The organism is Pseudoalteromonas luteoviolacea (genome assembly GCF_018100925.1).
GTDB classification, from domain to species: Bacteria; Pseudomonadota; Gammaproteobacteria; order Enterobacterales; family Alteromonadaceae; genus Pseudoalteromonas; species Pseudoalteromonas obscura.
The window spans coordinates 96,938-112,417 of sequence record NZ_JAGJEH010000007.1 but is presented as its reverse complement, the minus strand read 5'-3'; the positions used below and the strand labels follow the sequence as shown (position 1 = coordinate 112,417).

Annotated in this window: 7 protein-coding genes; 6 read left to right on the top strand and 1 reads right to left on the bottom strand. The window is 41.9% G+C overall.

What is annotated here, in order from left to right; all coding sequences use genetic code 11:
- Positions 1-76: 76 nt before the first annotated feature.
- From J8M00_RS16085 to J8M00_RS16065, 5 genes are all read left to right on the top strand, one after another.
- The gene (locus tag J8M00_RS16085) at positions 77-1,561 is read left to right on the top strand and encodes a flavin monoamine oxidase family protein (protein ID WP_211011562.1); all 1,485 of its coding nucleotides are present in this window, start codon (positions 77-79) and stop codon (positions 1,559-1,561) included.
- Between the two features lie 568 nt (positions 1,562-2,129).
- Complete coding sequence (locus J8M00_RS16080) at positions 2,130-3,647, top strand: hypothetical protein (protein ID WP_211011561.1); 1,518 nt, start codon at positions 2,130-2,132, stop codon at positions 3,645-3,647.
- Between the two features lie 617 nt (positions 3,648-4,264).
- The gene (locus J8M00_RS16075; RefSeq protein WP_211011560.1) at positions 4,265-6,457 is read left to right on the top strand and encodes an immune inhibitor A domain-containing protein; all 2,193 of its coding nucleotides are present in this window, start codon (positions 4,265-4,267) and stop codon (positions 6,455-6,457) included.
- 233 nt (positions 6,458-6,690) lie between these two features.
- Positions 6,691-9,300: a TonB-dependent receptor domain-containing protein gene (locus J8M00_RS16070; RefSeq protein WP_211011559.1), complete on the top strand. Its 2,610-nt coding sequence runs from the start codon at positions 6,691-6,693 to the stop codon at positions 9,298-9,300.
- A gap of 23 nt (positions 9,301-9,323) precedes the next feature.
- A complete protein-coding gene (locus J8M00_RS16065; RefSeq protein WP_211011558.1) occupies positions 9,324-10,136 on the top strand; it encodes a substrate-binding periplasmic protein in 813 nt (270 codons plus the stop codon).
- A 59-nt stretch (positions 10,137-10,195) separates the two neighbouring features.
- Here the strand turns inward: J8M00_RS16065 and J8M00_RS16060 are convergent, their stop codons facing one another.
- Complete coding sequence (locus J8M00_RS16060; RefSeq protein WP_211011557.1) at positions 10,196-12,352, bottom strand: M3 family metallopeptidase; 2,157 nt, start codon at positions 12,350-12,352, stop codon at positions 10,196-10,198.
- Between the two features lie 389 nt (positions 12,353-12,741).
- Here J8M00_RS16060 and J8M00_RS16055 point away from each other — a divergent pair, with 389 nt between their 5' ends.
- Positions 12,742-15,171 carry a TonB-dependent receptor gene (locus tag J8M00_RS16055; protein WP_211011556.1) on the top strand — a complete coding sequence of 810 codons (2,430 nt, stop codon included), beginning with the start codon at positions 12,742-12,744 and terminating at the stop codon, positions 15,169-15,171.
- The last annotated feature ends 309 nt before the right edge of the window (positions 15,172-15,480 follow it).

Sequence of the window (15,480 nt, the reverse complement as noted above, 5' to 3'; positions counted from 1 at the left end):
ATCGTGGTTCTAGTCTATTGAAATATAAATATAAAAATACTTATTTTTATCGTATTAACATTTAAATGAGGTGTATATGAAGTTATCCGAAAGAAAGGATTCTTTGCGCATTGTCGTAAGTAGTGTGGTGTTTTCAACTGTATTGTCGGCCTGTGGCGGCAATGACACTGTTGATGTGGTGCATGTTCAGGCTAAGCCCGAAAAGGAGCCCGTGGTCAACCAAGCTGTAGTCGTCGGAGCTGGTTTGTCTGGTTTAACCGCAGCATATGAATTAGAAAGTATAGGCTACTCTGTCACAATACTCGAAGCTAAGGACAGAATAGGTGGTCGTATAGGCACATACGATATGGGACAGCAACATGGCGAGATGGGAGGTGAATTTATAGATGGCCCAACCGTTCACCAAGAGATCCATCGATATGCCAGTTTATTTAACGTTGAGCTTGCAGATACAGGCTATTGGGGAGAAATCGAGAGTGGTGCTTATTATGTTGATGGAAAGTTAGTCAATTACACTGACTTTGAAAGTAACTTTGATGCTCAAATTGTCAATGATTACAATCGCTTTTATGAAGAACTCAGTTTGCTTGCCGATGCAGTCCCCGATGCAGATGATCCTGCACTGCTCGAAAAAGCCAAAGTATATGATTTAACCACAGTTCAGAGTTGGATTGATGATCTACAACTTCACCCAGAAGCAAAACTGCTTGCGGAGCAATATGTCAGAGGGGATTTTGATGAGCCTAGTGACCTTTCTTTGTTGCACTTAGCCCAGTACGTCAAAGTGTATGAGCAGGTGTCTGATGACGATGTTGAAAGCCATCGCTTTTTAAAAGGTGGCAGAGCTATGGCGCAAGCATTTGCGGATAATATCGAAGGGGATATTCACCTAAATCAGGCGGTAGTTCGAATTCAAGAGCAAGGTGACCGAGTGACAATTGATACGGTATCTGGCGCCAGCTATGAAGCCGACGTTGTGGTGGTAACCGTGCCTTTACCAGTGTTAAACAAAATTGACTTTTCACCTCGATTGCCTCAAGCAATGAGTGACGCAGCAAAAAACATTAATTATGGTTCACATTCAAAAGTATTGCTGCAGTACAGTAAACGATTTTGGTTAGATCAAAATCTCGGCGGAGATACCGCTGTTGCTAGTGGTTTATCAACAGGCTGGACGTGGGAAACGACCGAACGCCAAGGGGGTGAAGGGGGGATTTTGATCACTTATACCTCTGGAGACTATAGTCAGATACAAAAAGATTGGACAGATCAACAGATCATAGCTGCAAGACTCGATGAGTTATCCATCATGTACCCGGGTTCTGGGCAATATTTGGTTGATGCAAAAGTACAAAATTGGGTTGCTGAAGAGTGGACTCAAGGTGGTTTTATCGCTTATGGACCAGGGCAAATAACTAAATACTGGAAGTTATTTCAACAACCTGTAGGTCGTATTTATTTTGCAGGCGAGCATACCGATACGCTTTATTTAGGGTTTATGGAAGGTGCGGTTCGCAGTGGTATTCGTGTCTCTCAGCAAATTAAAGAGTTAAATCTATAGGTAATTGGGAGAGTGCCTGCTGTCAGGCACTTCCTATGACCAAATTGAACAGCAATCAATATGTGTTTGATAGGCTGCTATGAGGTTGGTTTTCATTGCTAATTTAACGAATGCGTCTAGTAAGTGATAATTTTTAAGAGAACTCTTTCCAAAGGTTATGCCTAAACATTTTAATGCTGATAGTTCACTAGGCTATTTCAATATGATTGTAGATACAGCCATACAAGTACTTTGTTTAGCCAAAACTTGTAAAAGGCAACGTGAGATTGAAGCTTTTAAATTGTTATTTTTAATTGTTGGTTTATATGTGTTAATTTATTTTTTGTTTTGGTGAGTTTTAAACTCGTGTAAAAGGGGGGAAAGGTCGGGTTGCATTAACTTTTAGGTTTTTTAAAATTGGTTTTTATTATAATTTCATCGTGGTTTATGGTTTTTGAATAGTTTATTTGTGTCGTTTTTGTTAGTCTGGCGCTGTGTTTATAATATTATTTATAATTAAATCTAATAGGTTTATTTGGGTTTCTTTTTCAGGTAACCTTCCGCTCGATTTTCTATACGGATTATATTCATGAGTAAAATGACCCAATTAGCCTTTCTTCCTATACTTTTTGCTTCTGCACAAAGCGCTGCTTATTCAGTAGACAACCCGGTTACAAGTGTAGGTGACTATTCCGTACAATCAGTACATTTTGAGCTCGAGGATATATACGTTGGTGGCTCCCAACAATCAGCTAGAACCATTATATTTGAGCCAAACAAGCAAATCAGTATCAGTGACATGGATGTATATGAAGCAGGTGTTGGAGACTCATTACAGCTCAGTTATTCGGTTTCAAACAGAAAATATTGCCAACCTATTCAAGGAAACTCCTCCGATTGTCAAACTATCTCTATTGCCCAAGCGAACATCATAAAGTCAAAAGATGGCAAGTTTGATAAACCCGTTTACTTTGTTTCAGGCCTGAATGTGTCAGCTAATGGAGTTAATAGCGGTGTTTATGATCTAGAAAAGTATTGGTCAACATTTAAACTTAAAGACGTCTTCAAGACACTATTGGATGCCGGAAAAGACATTGTCTTTATCGGTTATAATACACACAGTGAATATGTCGAAAACGCCGTAGGCCAGCTCATACATTATGTTGAAACTCGGCATAAGCAGGGTGACTATCACAGTACAATGGTAGGCTACAGTTACGGTGGTATAATGGGCCGTAAAGCACTTAATCGTTTTGAAGATTCAACATATCAGCACGAATTTGCAAATTATATTTCTATTGATGCTCCACATAAAGGAGCCATAATTCCACCTTCCTTTATACATGCAGTTGAACGTATAAAAAGTCGCCTTGACGATGTAAATAAATTGTGCAGTACTACATTGAACTCGGCGTGTAATGTAGACAAAGAAAGAAAGCAGATGGGCGCATTATTGGCTGACATGACTGAAGGGGCCGCAAAAAATCTATTGGTTACCGGCGATAATTCTTATACCTACTTTAATGACCTAGATGCACAAGGCTTGCCGTCTACTTACAACGTAGCGTTTTCAAACGGTAGTTACACAGGTACCTCTCAAGGACTGCCACTGGGCACCGAAATGGCGAAGTTTGAAAATGACTACAAAGCGTATGGAAAAAGAGAATATACGCTACAGATACAAGATTTAAGCTCGTCTTCGACTTCTCCAAATTATAAGGCGCCTTTCTACTATCGTAACTATGTGTTAGAAAATGCACCAGGCTCCTATGCCATTGATGGAAATATGGTGAATTCGTTCCTAAGAAAGCCTGACGGTACGGTGAAAGACAATGTCACTATCTTACACACTAATTTACTGAGCTCGAATAAAGCACCGACTTTCATTACCACTGACAGTGCTTTGGCGCTAGATGTAAACGATGCCGACGTGGCGTACGACCTATCTAGCGTAGCAACACCTTTTGATAAGGTCTACGCAGTTAACGGAAAAAACCTGTCACATACTGACTTTACCTATCACAAATACTCTCTGCTTTATCAAATTAATAAAAAAGAGATCGATACGGCAGTTACAGTAATTACTTCGACTATGCTTCTGAAGTGATTGTATGACGAATTTATGCGTATTGAAACAAGGGGTTGCAATACGCATTTTAAGAGGAGAAGTTTGAGTATTTTTATTTTCCACTCATTTGTATTGCTACCAATGGGGTTCTGATTTTACCCTATTAACTACCTAATCCATGTTATGTTGATATCCTGAATGAAGCAAAATGATGTGCATAACAGTTATTGAGACTAGAGTGGCTTACAAGTGTATGGAGAGAGCTGCTAGGTTGGCCATTCGTATTTTTATCTACAACGATCATTAAATAACTCTCGTCCATGCAGCCCATGACTTTATATCAGCTTCTTATTTTCTATAGTTAACCAACTGACTAATTGTTATTAAATTTGCAATGAATTTATTCTCATGTGGAATGTGAGAGATCTCAGGTATTTTCTTTATTATTTTTTGAATGCGCTCTTTAGTTTTTATTTTAACCAAGTGTTATAGTGTATCAAAGTTTGTGCTGTTCATTTTTTATAGAGTAAGTTAAGGTTTTTTTTAATCTCTGTTATTTTCATGGCTTTTATTCGTTTTCATATTCAAGAGTTAGGAATACCGTTGTTCGGTAAATACTCTGGCTGACAATCAAGTAAATAAATATGGAAAGAATAATGAAAAAATATACACTGAACTCGCTAACAGCGGCAGTTATTTGTGCATTAAGTGGCTATGCACAAGCTCATTCGCATGCTGCAAACACGCCAACAGATAACGTAACCATTGATCCTGTTCAAGTACAGAAGCTGAAAAAAGATGCTGAGTTACATAGAAATTTAACCGCTGATTTTAATGCACCACTGGTTGTAGATAATACCACTGACGCATCACAGACCCGCGAATGGCACGGCCCAGTAACAACACGTAAAGTGCTTACCATTTTGATGGAATTTGCCGACGTTCCTCATAATACAATAAAGCCAGAAAATATACCTAGTAGACACTACTATGAAAATTATACACCTGAGCACTATTATGAGATGACATTTTCGAAAAATGGCTACGAAGGGCCAAGAGGTGAAACACTACCAAGTATGCGTGAATACTTCCTAGATCAAAGTGGTGGTTCTTTTGATGTAGAAGGGGGAGTATTTGGCTGGTATAAAGCAAAGTTTGATCACCCTCATTATAAGCAGGACACTCACGCACTGATAAAAGAAGCTGTATATAATGTATTAGCAGATGAAAACTTTAATTTGAGTGATTATGACCTTGATAATGATGGTCAAATTGACCATTTAAGTATTATTCACTCAACATTAGGCGAGGAGTCTGAGCCGCGTGCACTACGTCCAGATCCAAACAGTCCGTTTAATAATTATATTTGGTCTCACCGTCACTCAATTAACCAAGACGTATTTAATGAATCAGTGGGTAAAACTGCGCGTATTGGCAGTTATGTCATCCAGCCAATCGATGCAACGATTGGTTTGTTAGCGCACGAGTTAGGTCATGATCTAGGTCTACCAGATGAGTATGACACTGTATATTCTGAAGATAAACATGGTGGGGTTGGTGAAACTGTTTCTGCATATTCTTCAATGGCTTCAGGTAGCTGGGGTGGTGTGATCAGAGGCACAAAACCGACGGGTTATAGCCCATATGCAAAACTGTTCTTACAAAATAAGTATGGTGGTAACTGGATCCAATCTCAGGAAATCAATGCTGCTGAGCTAACAGGAAAAGGTGTAACGGTTAAGTTCTCTCAAGCTGGTACGAAAGGTTTGAACAACGACTTGGTTAAAATTAACCTGCCAGAGCAAACGAAAAAGATCTATGAGCCATTGCATGCCAATGCATTTGACCTAACAAGTTATAGTGCCATCTCTTTTGCACAATCAGTAAAAGGCACTGAAGCTGCCACTTTGAGCTTTAGCTTAAACTCAACACAGTCTATTAATGGCGCTTTTGGATTGAGGCTGTTGGTGGATATTCCAAGCGCGGGTATTTCTGGTGCTTTAGCACCGGCAAATGCAGCTGATTTAGAAATGGCTTCTGATGGTAGAAAGATTCTTACCACAGGTTCAACTTGGACAACGGTTAATTACGATATTTCATTTTTAGCACAGTTCGATGACGTCACTTTTACTGTTGAAAACTACGCAATAGGTGGCGAAGCGACTTACGTCGCGGTTGATAATATAGTCGTGTCAGATGGTGATAAAGTACTCAATGAAATCACTTCAAATACACCTGAAAAAGTTAGCTTTGTAAACAGCGCATCGCTGTCTGATGGAACAATTCAATATACACCTTACTATCTATTAGAATGGCGCCAGCACGTTGGGTTCGATGCGAGCTTGAAAGAGGCTGGAATGGAAGAAGGCCTGTTAGTTTGGTATGTTGACCCATCTTATGTAATTGAATTCTTTGATGTACCAAGTGCTGATAACCTAGTGGGGGCGCACCCTGGTGAAGGTTGGATTGGTATTGTCGATGCAGACAGAAACCCAATTTTAGAGTATGTGACCGAATATAGCAGCACAGGTCAGTGGGTAACAGATCGAAGCGTAACACCACTAAATAGTCGCAGACAGATCAAAGATGCAGCATTTAACACTGTGCCGCAACTAGGTGATGCAGGGCGCACAACGCGCACCGATTTGGCGAATGGTGGTTATCTTGAAACGGTATGGAGAGATCAATTCACAAATGCAAATCCTCGCTTTGCAGATTGGGATGACTATACAAACTACATTCGCCCAGCAACAGGTAAAAAGCTGCCGAAGTTAGGTCTTATGTTTGAAGTCGTTGATCAATCAGCTGACGGTGCGACTGCAGACGTAAAAATTTCTAAAATGTGGTAAGCCTTATTAAACAATGACGTTGTGCTTGAGCCTGGCAATTGCTGGGCTTTTTTCATTCTACAGTTTTAAAATTGAACTGACTATGCAATGGAATAGCCCCTATTTTATCGCCCTATCCTTTGAACTAACCTCACTTAAAATTTCCATAATATACGCTAAAAATACTCTATGCTTAGTCTAACGTATTCATTTTGTTGCGACATCGCATTGGTAAGGCGCAAAGCGGGGAGAAGATGTTTCGAATAAGGTCTGCAAGATTCGTTAGTCTTATATTAATCAGTGCTCCTTTTTCTTGGTTATCTACGCTGTGCCACGGAGCACAAGAGATTGAAAAAATCTCCGTGACAGGCACTAGAATAAAGCGTTCAATACAAGCCGATAGCCCATCACCAACATCTAGCATTGATGCAAAAACGCTCTCTTATATTGGTGCCAATGATGTGCGAGACCTAATTGAAACCCTATCATTTAATGCGGGGGCGCAGAACAACTCTGATAATTTGACACAAAACTTTACGGTTGGCACTTCAAATGTAAACCTCAGAGGGCTGGGCGTATCTTCTACTTTGGTGCTGTTGAATGGTCGGCGTCAAGTGACATCTGCAGTGGTTACCGATCAAGGAGCCAGCTTTGTCGACACCGCATCACTGATCCCCACTTTGGCAATAAAGAGAGTCGAAATATTAAAAGATGGCGCATCGGCTATTTATGGCTCTGATGCTGTTGCGGGGGTTGTAAACTTTATCAGTAGAGATGATTTAATAGGTAGTGAACTTCAATATGAGTATCGAAATCGCTTAAGTGAAGGCAGTCAAGATGAAACTAAAATTGACTTCGCTTATGGCGCTGAGATTGGCAACACTGGACATCTGCTGTTCGCAGCAAGCTATTTAGAAAGGACCAGTTTAGTGCTTGGAGAGGTTGATTGGGTCCAACCGGCATTTAGCAGTTTTGGCAATCCCGGTAGTTTTGTGATCCCTTCTCTTGCCAATGGACAAAACCCAACGGGTCTCACAGTTGCTGACCCAAATTGTGAGCAAAATGGAGGTGTTGAATCCGAAGGGAGTAATGGTAATACATTTTGTCTGTTTGATTTTGCACCGCAAATCACAGCGGTGCCGAATGAAGGCAGGCTACAGGTATATATGCATGCAAAATGGGAACTAAACACTGGTATTGAGCCGTGGTTTGAAGCGGGTTTTGCAGATAATGATATTTCTCGAGAAGTCTCACCGAGCTTTCCTGTGTTAAATGCGCCGTCTGTGCTCTTGTCACATCCAAACAACCCCTACGACGAAGATATATTTTTTAGAGGGCGACCATTTGGTGTTGGCAAACCAACTGAGCGGAATTTTTATGAGCACCGTACTTCACGGGTCGCATTTGGTGTAGACGGATCTATTGGGTCGAACAAATACTGGCAAGTTTCCTACGTGAGTGCGCAAAATGATGCATTTTTAAATCCCAGAGATGTCTTAGCTGACAACTTTCAATCAGCTTTATATGGGTTTGGTGGGGTGAATTGTGATAACCGAGCCGATCCAGTGGCAGGCACAGGTTCTTGTCTATATTTTAATCCTTTTTCCCCTCAGGATAGCGTGAATGAGCAATTACGCAGTTATATCATTGGTGATTATATTGGTAATGTAAAATCGACATTACGTGTTTTTGAAGGCGTCTTTGCGTTTGATGAGCTGTTTGCAATCGGCGATGACTACAGCGCATTGGCGATTGGTATTCAATATAGAAAAGAGTCAATCACCTCTGTCTATGATTCTTTGACGCAACAAGACAGGTTTGCGTTTTTAATCGGCAATCAAAATGTATCTGGAGAGCGCAATGTTAAAGCGCTATTTTCTGAGTTGCGACTCCCGCTTATGGCTAAGTTTGAGCTGGGATTGGCCATTCGTTATGAAGACTATGGAGATTTAGGAGGTGACACCACAGATCCGAAACTATCAGTGCTTTGGCACTTATCACCAGATTTATCGTTTAGAGGCTCATACAGTACATCCTTTAGGGCGCCGTCTGTCCATCAATTAAAAGGCGTTCAAACCAATTTTGCCAACATTACCGATCCCAGAGATGGTTCGACGACATTTGGCGGTAATCGAACAGTAGGTGACGCGAGCTTGGTGCCAGAAACTTCAGAAGCGTTTAATTTTGGCATTTCATATGCGTTCGACACATTAGATATCGATGTAGATTACTGGCGTTTTTCGTTTGAAGAAGTGTTAACTCGAGAAAGCCACCAAGCGGTTGTCAATGCGTTTCCAGATGACCCTAATCGGGTAGTACGCACCTCCGCAGGTACAATTTCAATTGTGAATACGCGGTTTATCAATGCTGAAGCGATTGACACGTCAGGTGTGGATCTGACAGCCATGTATCATTTTGATATGCACTTTGGACGGGTAACTCCACAGCTTTCAGCATCTTATTTGTTGGAGTATGACTTAATGGATGAAAGTGGCACTGTTACGGACGGTCTGGGGAAGTTGAATCGCAACACTGTCGGAAATCCGGCACCAAGACTCAAAGGCAGCATGGGCATCAATTGGACCATAAACGGCCATAGCGCAAATGTGTTTTTTCGCCATGTGGCCAGTTACGAAAATGACGTAAGTCTAGAAAAAATAAACTCTTTTAATACGATAGATTTACAATATGAAATGGAGTTTAACGAGTCTTCTATTTTGGCAGTTAGTGGGGCGATCACCGCTGGTGTGGTAAATATAACGGACAAAGCCCCGCCTTTTGTAAATATTGCAGGTAGTTATGACCCCAGAACAGGCGATCCGAGGGGACGCAGAGCGTATTTAAAGCTTAAAGTGCGCTTTTGAATTTTATGGTTGGTTGGTGGTATATGGCAGGTCATTCTTCCAATAGACGTAAACATGGGCATATTCGACTTCTCGTCATCGTCGTCATATCTGTGATTTTGCTAGTCCATAGCTGGGAGGGGAATGCGCGGACTTTGCGTTTTGTCACACTTGAGTATCCGCCATATCAGTATTTAGAAGATAACAATGCTAAAGGCATTGGCGTAAATATGGTTAACGAAGTATTTAACCGTATGGATAAGTCCTTTGTGGTTGAGTTTTTACCTTGGGGTCGTGCTCTTAGAGAAGTTCAGGCTGCACGTGCCGATGGCATTTTCACAATTTATTTTTCTGAGGAGCGACAGAAAAGCATGCTGTTTTCACAGCAGGTATTGATAAACCAATCGGTTTCAATATTCAGCAAGCGTGATAGTGGTTTAAAATTGACTGGCAATATCAATGAATTGAGGCAGCTAAGAGTAGGGCTGGTTAGAAATGTAAGCTACGGCAAAGAAATAGATTCAGCCATAGCGCAAGGTATTATCAACAAAGTGGTGGAAACGACCTCTGGTACTCAGAGTTTTAGGCTTTTGTTGGCTGACAGAGTAGACGTCGTAATTAGTAATCAGCTCGGAGGGATGGATATACTTCGCCGACTTAACATTCAGCAATTGGTTCAATTTCACCGTGAATATGAGTTTGTGATCCCCAGTTATTTCGCGTTTCCTAAAACGTGGCGTGGCGAAAAGCTTAAACAGCAGTTCGACACAACGCTGCGAAAAATGAAAAGTGACGGAACGTATGAGGCGGTATTGGCGAAATCTTTATTATGTAGTGGCAATGATTGTAAAAACTAGGCAGAGAAAAGTGGCCCTAGAATAAGCCACTTGGTTTTATTCTATATCAATTACTTACGCTAATTTGCGTTTAAACCTCGGCGTTTTAGCAATGCTTCTGCTGTCGGCTCTTGGCCTCTAAATGCTTTGTAAGATTCCATGAGAGGTCTTGAGTTACCTACTTCAAGGATGTTTTGACGATAGAGTTTGCCTATTTTTCTGTTCAACCCGCCCTGAGATTGAACATACGCAAAGGCGTCCGCCGCTAAAATTTCGCTCCACATATAGGCATAATATCCGGCAGAGTAACCGCCGCCCATTGAATGGGAAAAGTACGCAGATTTATAACGAGGTTGAATATGAGGTAAGTACAGGTCATGTTTCTTAAGCACTTTCTGCTCAAATGCTTCTAAATCTGTGATTTTGTCCTCCGGTTTCAGGGAGTGCCATTCCATATCTACGACCGCAGCTGCGACGTACTCTAAAGTGTCAAACCCTTGGTTAAAACTTCTTGATTTTACTAGCTTGTCTAATAGTTCATGTGGTATCGCGGCATTTGTTTGGTAGTGTTTCGCATAGTTGGCGATAACTTTTGGATGAATTGCCCAATCTTCCTCAAATGTAGATGGAAACTCCACGAAATCTCTAGATACTGCAGTTCCTGCCAGAGAAGGGTAATTGACGTCAGACAACATACCGTGAATTCCGTGGCCTAATTCATGGAATATGGTGGTCACCTCGCCATAACTCAGTAGCGTTGGCTGGCCTTTCGGTGCTTTAGCAATGTTCATTACATTGACCACAACTGGTGTTTGATCAAGCAAGTGAGACTGGTCGACAAATGAATTCATCCAGGCGCCACCTCGCTTGCCTTGGCGTGCGAAGTAATCAGCATAAAAAATAGCTAGGCTAGTTCCGTCATGGTCGAACACTTCATACGCTGTGACATCAGGATGATAAACAGGTAAGTCTGGGCGAGGTTTAAACTCTATACCATATAGCGCTTTCATGGTGAAAAACACGCCATCTTTGAGTACGCGGTTAAATTCAAAGTATGGTCTGACAGTGCTTTCATCCAGCGCATATTTGTCTTGGCGGACTAACTCCGCATAATAAGCCCAGTCCCACGGCTGCACGGTAAAGTCGCCACCTCTTTGGGCTATTTTTTCCTCTATAGCTTGTGTTTCTAGCGCTGCGTTTTCCATCAGTTGTTCAGTCATGCCTGAGAACATTGTGAATACAGCTTCAGGTGTTTGTGCCATTTGTGCCGACAGGCCATATTCAGCCCAGCTATCAAAGCCAAGAATATTAGCGCGTTCAGCGCGGTTTTGCGCGAGGCGACTTACAATCTCTGTATTGCTGGTCTCACCGGAGCGCGCCCTATTTGCAGAGGCTAACCATATACGCTCTCTTAAAGCGCGATTTTCAAGCTGCGCAAGAATGGGCTGGCGTGTGGTATTGGTAATACTGATTAGATACTTACCTGTGTGCCCTGCATTTTCAGCTGCTGCCGACATGGCGTCTATTTGTTTGTCATTTAGGCCCTTAAGTTGTGTTCTATCTTCAACCAAAACGGCAATATTTTGAGTTTCTTTTAGCAGATTTTGACTAAATTGGGTGGTTAGTTGAGAGTGCTCTTTGTTGAGCATTCTGATCTGTGACTTTTGATCTGCATTGAGCTTGGCACCTGCGCGGACAAATCGTTTGTAATATACCTCTGTGAGCCTGAGCGATTCAGCATCAAGTTTTAGTGTATCACGTTGTTGGTAGATGTGTTGCACTCGACTAAAAAGTTGTTCGTTCAGGTAAATATTGTCGTAGTGCTGTGCCATCAAAGGAGCAAATTTTTGCTGCAGGGTTCTGCGTGTAGGCGTTGAATCGGTCGCACTGATATTTGAAAAGTAAGCACTAACACGGGTTAGCTGCGCACCACTTTTTTCTAAAGCGACAATTGTATTTTCAAATGTGACCGTTTTTTGGGCTGTTATTTCGTCGACTTCCGCGAGCTGTTGTGCAAAGCCCAGCTCAAATGCTGGTGCAATATGTTTGTCCTTGATGGCTGAGAAGTCAGGTGCTTGATATTGCAATGAACTGGGGCTGAGCAGTGGGTTTGTCAAGTCGACCTGAGCTGTTGATTGTAGCTTTGATATTGCTGATTGTGGCGCGACATTTAGGCTATTGCAAGCCCCAAGCAACAGCACTGAGCTGATTGCAGCAGCGATTGATTTTCTTATCATGGTGTGTTTCCGAGATAGTAAAACTTTGGATATTTAATGCAAAAATTACGGTTTTATTGGTAAAGCCCTTTGATAAAAACAGGTTGGGATTGGCTTCTATCAAGATGCTTTGAGCGTACTTTTGTACAAGCTACCCGCAAGGTTGAATTTCGATGATATGTTATATTGTAGCAAAATAAATGCAATTATAATTCTTGTTTATTTACTAATGAAATTTTAAGTGATTGATTTTTAATTGATAAAATAGGTTCATCTTCAAGGTTGATGATTTTATTGCAATAGCGAGTTGAAAGCTCTTTTTAAGACATGGTTGAAAAACACATGGAAAAAGCTTGCAAATTACCCGCGCATGATATGTTATATTATAACAAAATTTAGATGGGACAATTATGTTTAAACTTTCACCACTGATGCTTGGCTTGATAGCGCCTTTATCAGTACAAGCGTATGCTCAAAATATTAGCGGCCAAGTTCAAGACGAGCAGGGTCAAGCAATTGCAAATGCGACGATTTCAGTTATGGGTTCGCAAAGAACAACCCAAACTGATAGTCAGGGTAAGTTTGTTTTACAAACAAATGTAAGCGGTGATGTGGAGCTTCATATCACGGCGGCTGGGTTTGCACACCAAAACAAACTTGTTGCAGCATCAGATACAGGTTTAAACTCTATTGTCGTGACATTAAATTCTTCAGCTATTGAAGTGTTAGACGTTAAAGCATCACCATTTCATGCGTCGATGATGGAGTCATCTATGCCGGTAAGTGTGTTATCCGGAGATAAATTGCGCGAGCAGCAGGCTGCGACCTTGGGTGATACCTTGTCTAAACAAGTGGGGGTTCACACCAGTTTCCATGCAAAAGTGGCAAGCACACCAGTTATTCGGGGGTTAAGTGGTCCTCGTGTTTTGATCACACAAAATAGTTTAGATGTCAGTGATGCTTCTCGTGTTGGCCCAGATCATTCAGTTGCTTCAGAGACTTCAACCGCGCAACAGGTGGAAGTACTTAGAGGTCCTGCAACACTTTTTTACGGCAGTGGTGCGATTGGCGGGGTTGTCAACGTGGTGGACGAGCGTGTCCCAACGCGCAGCGATTCATTTGGTGAGGTACTGGTTGAGCATGCGACAGGTGATGAGCAGAAGCTAGCGAGTTTAAATCTAAACACTGGTACAGAGCAATTTGCGTTTCATGTTGACGGTTATCTGAGAGACTCAGAAGACTATGACATTCCAGTACCTGCTGAAAAAGGGGCTGATGAAACGCATTCTGGTGATTATAAAGTTGAAAATAGTGCAGAAGAGTCTTCGGGCGGGACGGTTGGTGCTTCTTATTTATTTGAACAAGGTTATATTGGCATCTCTTACGGAAAAATGACCAGAGAATACGGGATACCAGGCCATAGTCACGGCGACGAAGCGCCAACAGTTTATGCTGATTTAGACCAAGACAGATGGCAGATGATTGGTAAATACAGCTTCGACCATCAATGGCTAAGCGAAGCAAATTTTCGAGCTGCGTATACTGACTACGAGCATGCAGAGATAGAGCATGGTGAAGTAGGGACTATTTTTGCGAATGAAAGCCAAGAAGTACGATTGGATTTGATGCATCAGCCGATTGCACAATGGCGTGGTGGTGTCAGTGTGCATTACAAACGCAGTGACTTTTCCGCACAAGGTGCTGAAGCATTTACACCGCCTTCAGTGAGCGAAACATTTGCGGTTGCGCTGATGGAAGAACGTCATTTTTCGGACGTGTTAGTGCAACTCGGTGCACGGGTAGAGCGTGTCACAATTGATGCTCCAAGGGTTGTATTGTCGAGTGGTGATTTGCAAGGTGACGACCACGACCACGACCACGACCACGACCACGACCACGACCACGACCATGATCATGAAGGCGAGCAGGCAATTGCTGAACGTATTTTTGCAGTAGATCACGAGTTTACACCAATAAGTTTGTCGGCCGGTGCTGTTTGGGATTATCAACCGGGTTACAACATAGGTATTTCCGTGTCTCGTTCAGAGCGTGCACCAGCAGCGTCTGAGCTTTTTTCATTTGGTCCTCATATTGGAACGGGTACTTATGAAGTTGGCGCATTGTTTAGACAAAAGGCAGATAGTCTATCGTTTGAATTAAACCCCGCAGACAAAGAGTTGGAACGCGCGCACAATATAGATTTAACTTGGCGAAAGCTAGATGGCGAATTTGGTTTTGTATTGAACGCTTTTTATAACCAGATTGACAACTATTACTACCAAGTTAACACCGGCCTAATGGCGGATGATGGACATGACCACCACCATGATCATGGTGAACACGACGAGCATGGAGATGAACATGATCACACTGATCATGAAGAGCATGGATTACCTGTTTATGTGTTTAAAACTGATGACGTGATCACACATGGATTTGAAGCGGAGTTTGCTTGGCAGGCAACTGAGTCATTACATGCTACTTTGTTTGCTGATTTGGTACGTGCGCGTTTAAACGACGGTGGTAATTTGCCTATGGTTTCACCAGTTCGCTTTGGTACAAAGCTGACGTATAACTTAGAGCAATTCACGTTAAATCTAGATGTTGTGCGTTATCAAAAGCAATCCCATATCGCGCCTCATGAGACCGAAACGCCAGGCTACACCCTAGTTGATGCCAGTATCAATTATGATTTCGCAGCCCTAGGGCAGGACTGGGTATTGTATCTAAAAGGTCATAACCTGATGGATACAGAAGCACGCGTTCATACGTCATTTTTAAAGGATAAAGCACCTATGCCGGGCAGAAGCTTTGCGCTTGGGTTTAGAGGGTATTTCTAACTTTTTGTCACTGTAGTCAAAGGGGCTTAGGCCCCTTTTTTTGTCTAGCTATTCAAAACGCTTAAAGCAACCGCAATGCAGAAATGAACAAGCACAAAATGTGTTTGTTTACTTACTGGTTTTCACTGGAAATAAACTGAATCTCGGATTTTCAATGGTAAACATTTGCCCATCATCCAATACGGTCCCAATATAAAATTGTTATAGAAAATCGCGTGTTTGGTGGCGTATTCAAAATGAGGTCAGTTATATAGTCAAGGGGCGTTAAGGACGCGAAAGGATTATTACTTATTGCTACATAAGGGAGAA

Coding starts and splice junctions, on each gene's coding strand:
- J8M00_RS16075 (WP_211011560.1), top strand. CDS start 4,265: ATGAAAAAATATACACTGAACTCGCTAACAGCGGCAGTTATTTGTGCA.
- J8M00_RS16060 (WP_211011557.1), bottom strand. CDS start 12,352: ATGATAAGAAAATCAATCGCTGCTGCAATCAGCTCAGTGCTGTTGCTT.
- J8M00_RS16080 (WP_211011561.1), top strand. CDS start 2,130: ATGAGTAAAATGACCCAATTAGCCTTTCTTCCTATACTTTTTGCTTCT.
- J8M00_RS16065 (WP_211011558.1), top strand. CDS start 9,324: ATGGCAGGTCATTCTTCCAATAGACGTAAACATGGGCATATTCGACTT.
- J8M00_RS16055 (WP_211011556.1), top strand. CDS start 12,742: ATGTTTAAACTTTCACCACTGATGCTTGGCTTGATAGCGCCTTTATCA.
- J8M00_RS16070 (WP_211011559.1), top strand. CDS start 6,691: ATGTTTCGAATAAGGTCTGCAAGATTCGTTAGTCTTATATTAATCAGT.
- J8M00_RS16085 (WP_211011562.1), top strand. CDS start 77: ATGAAGTTATCCGAAAGAAAGGATTCTTTGCGCATTGTCGTAAGTAGT.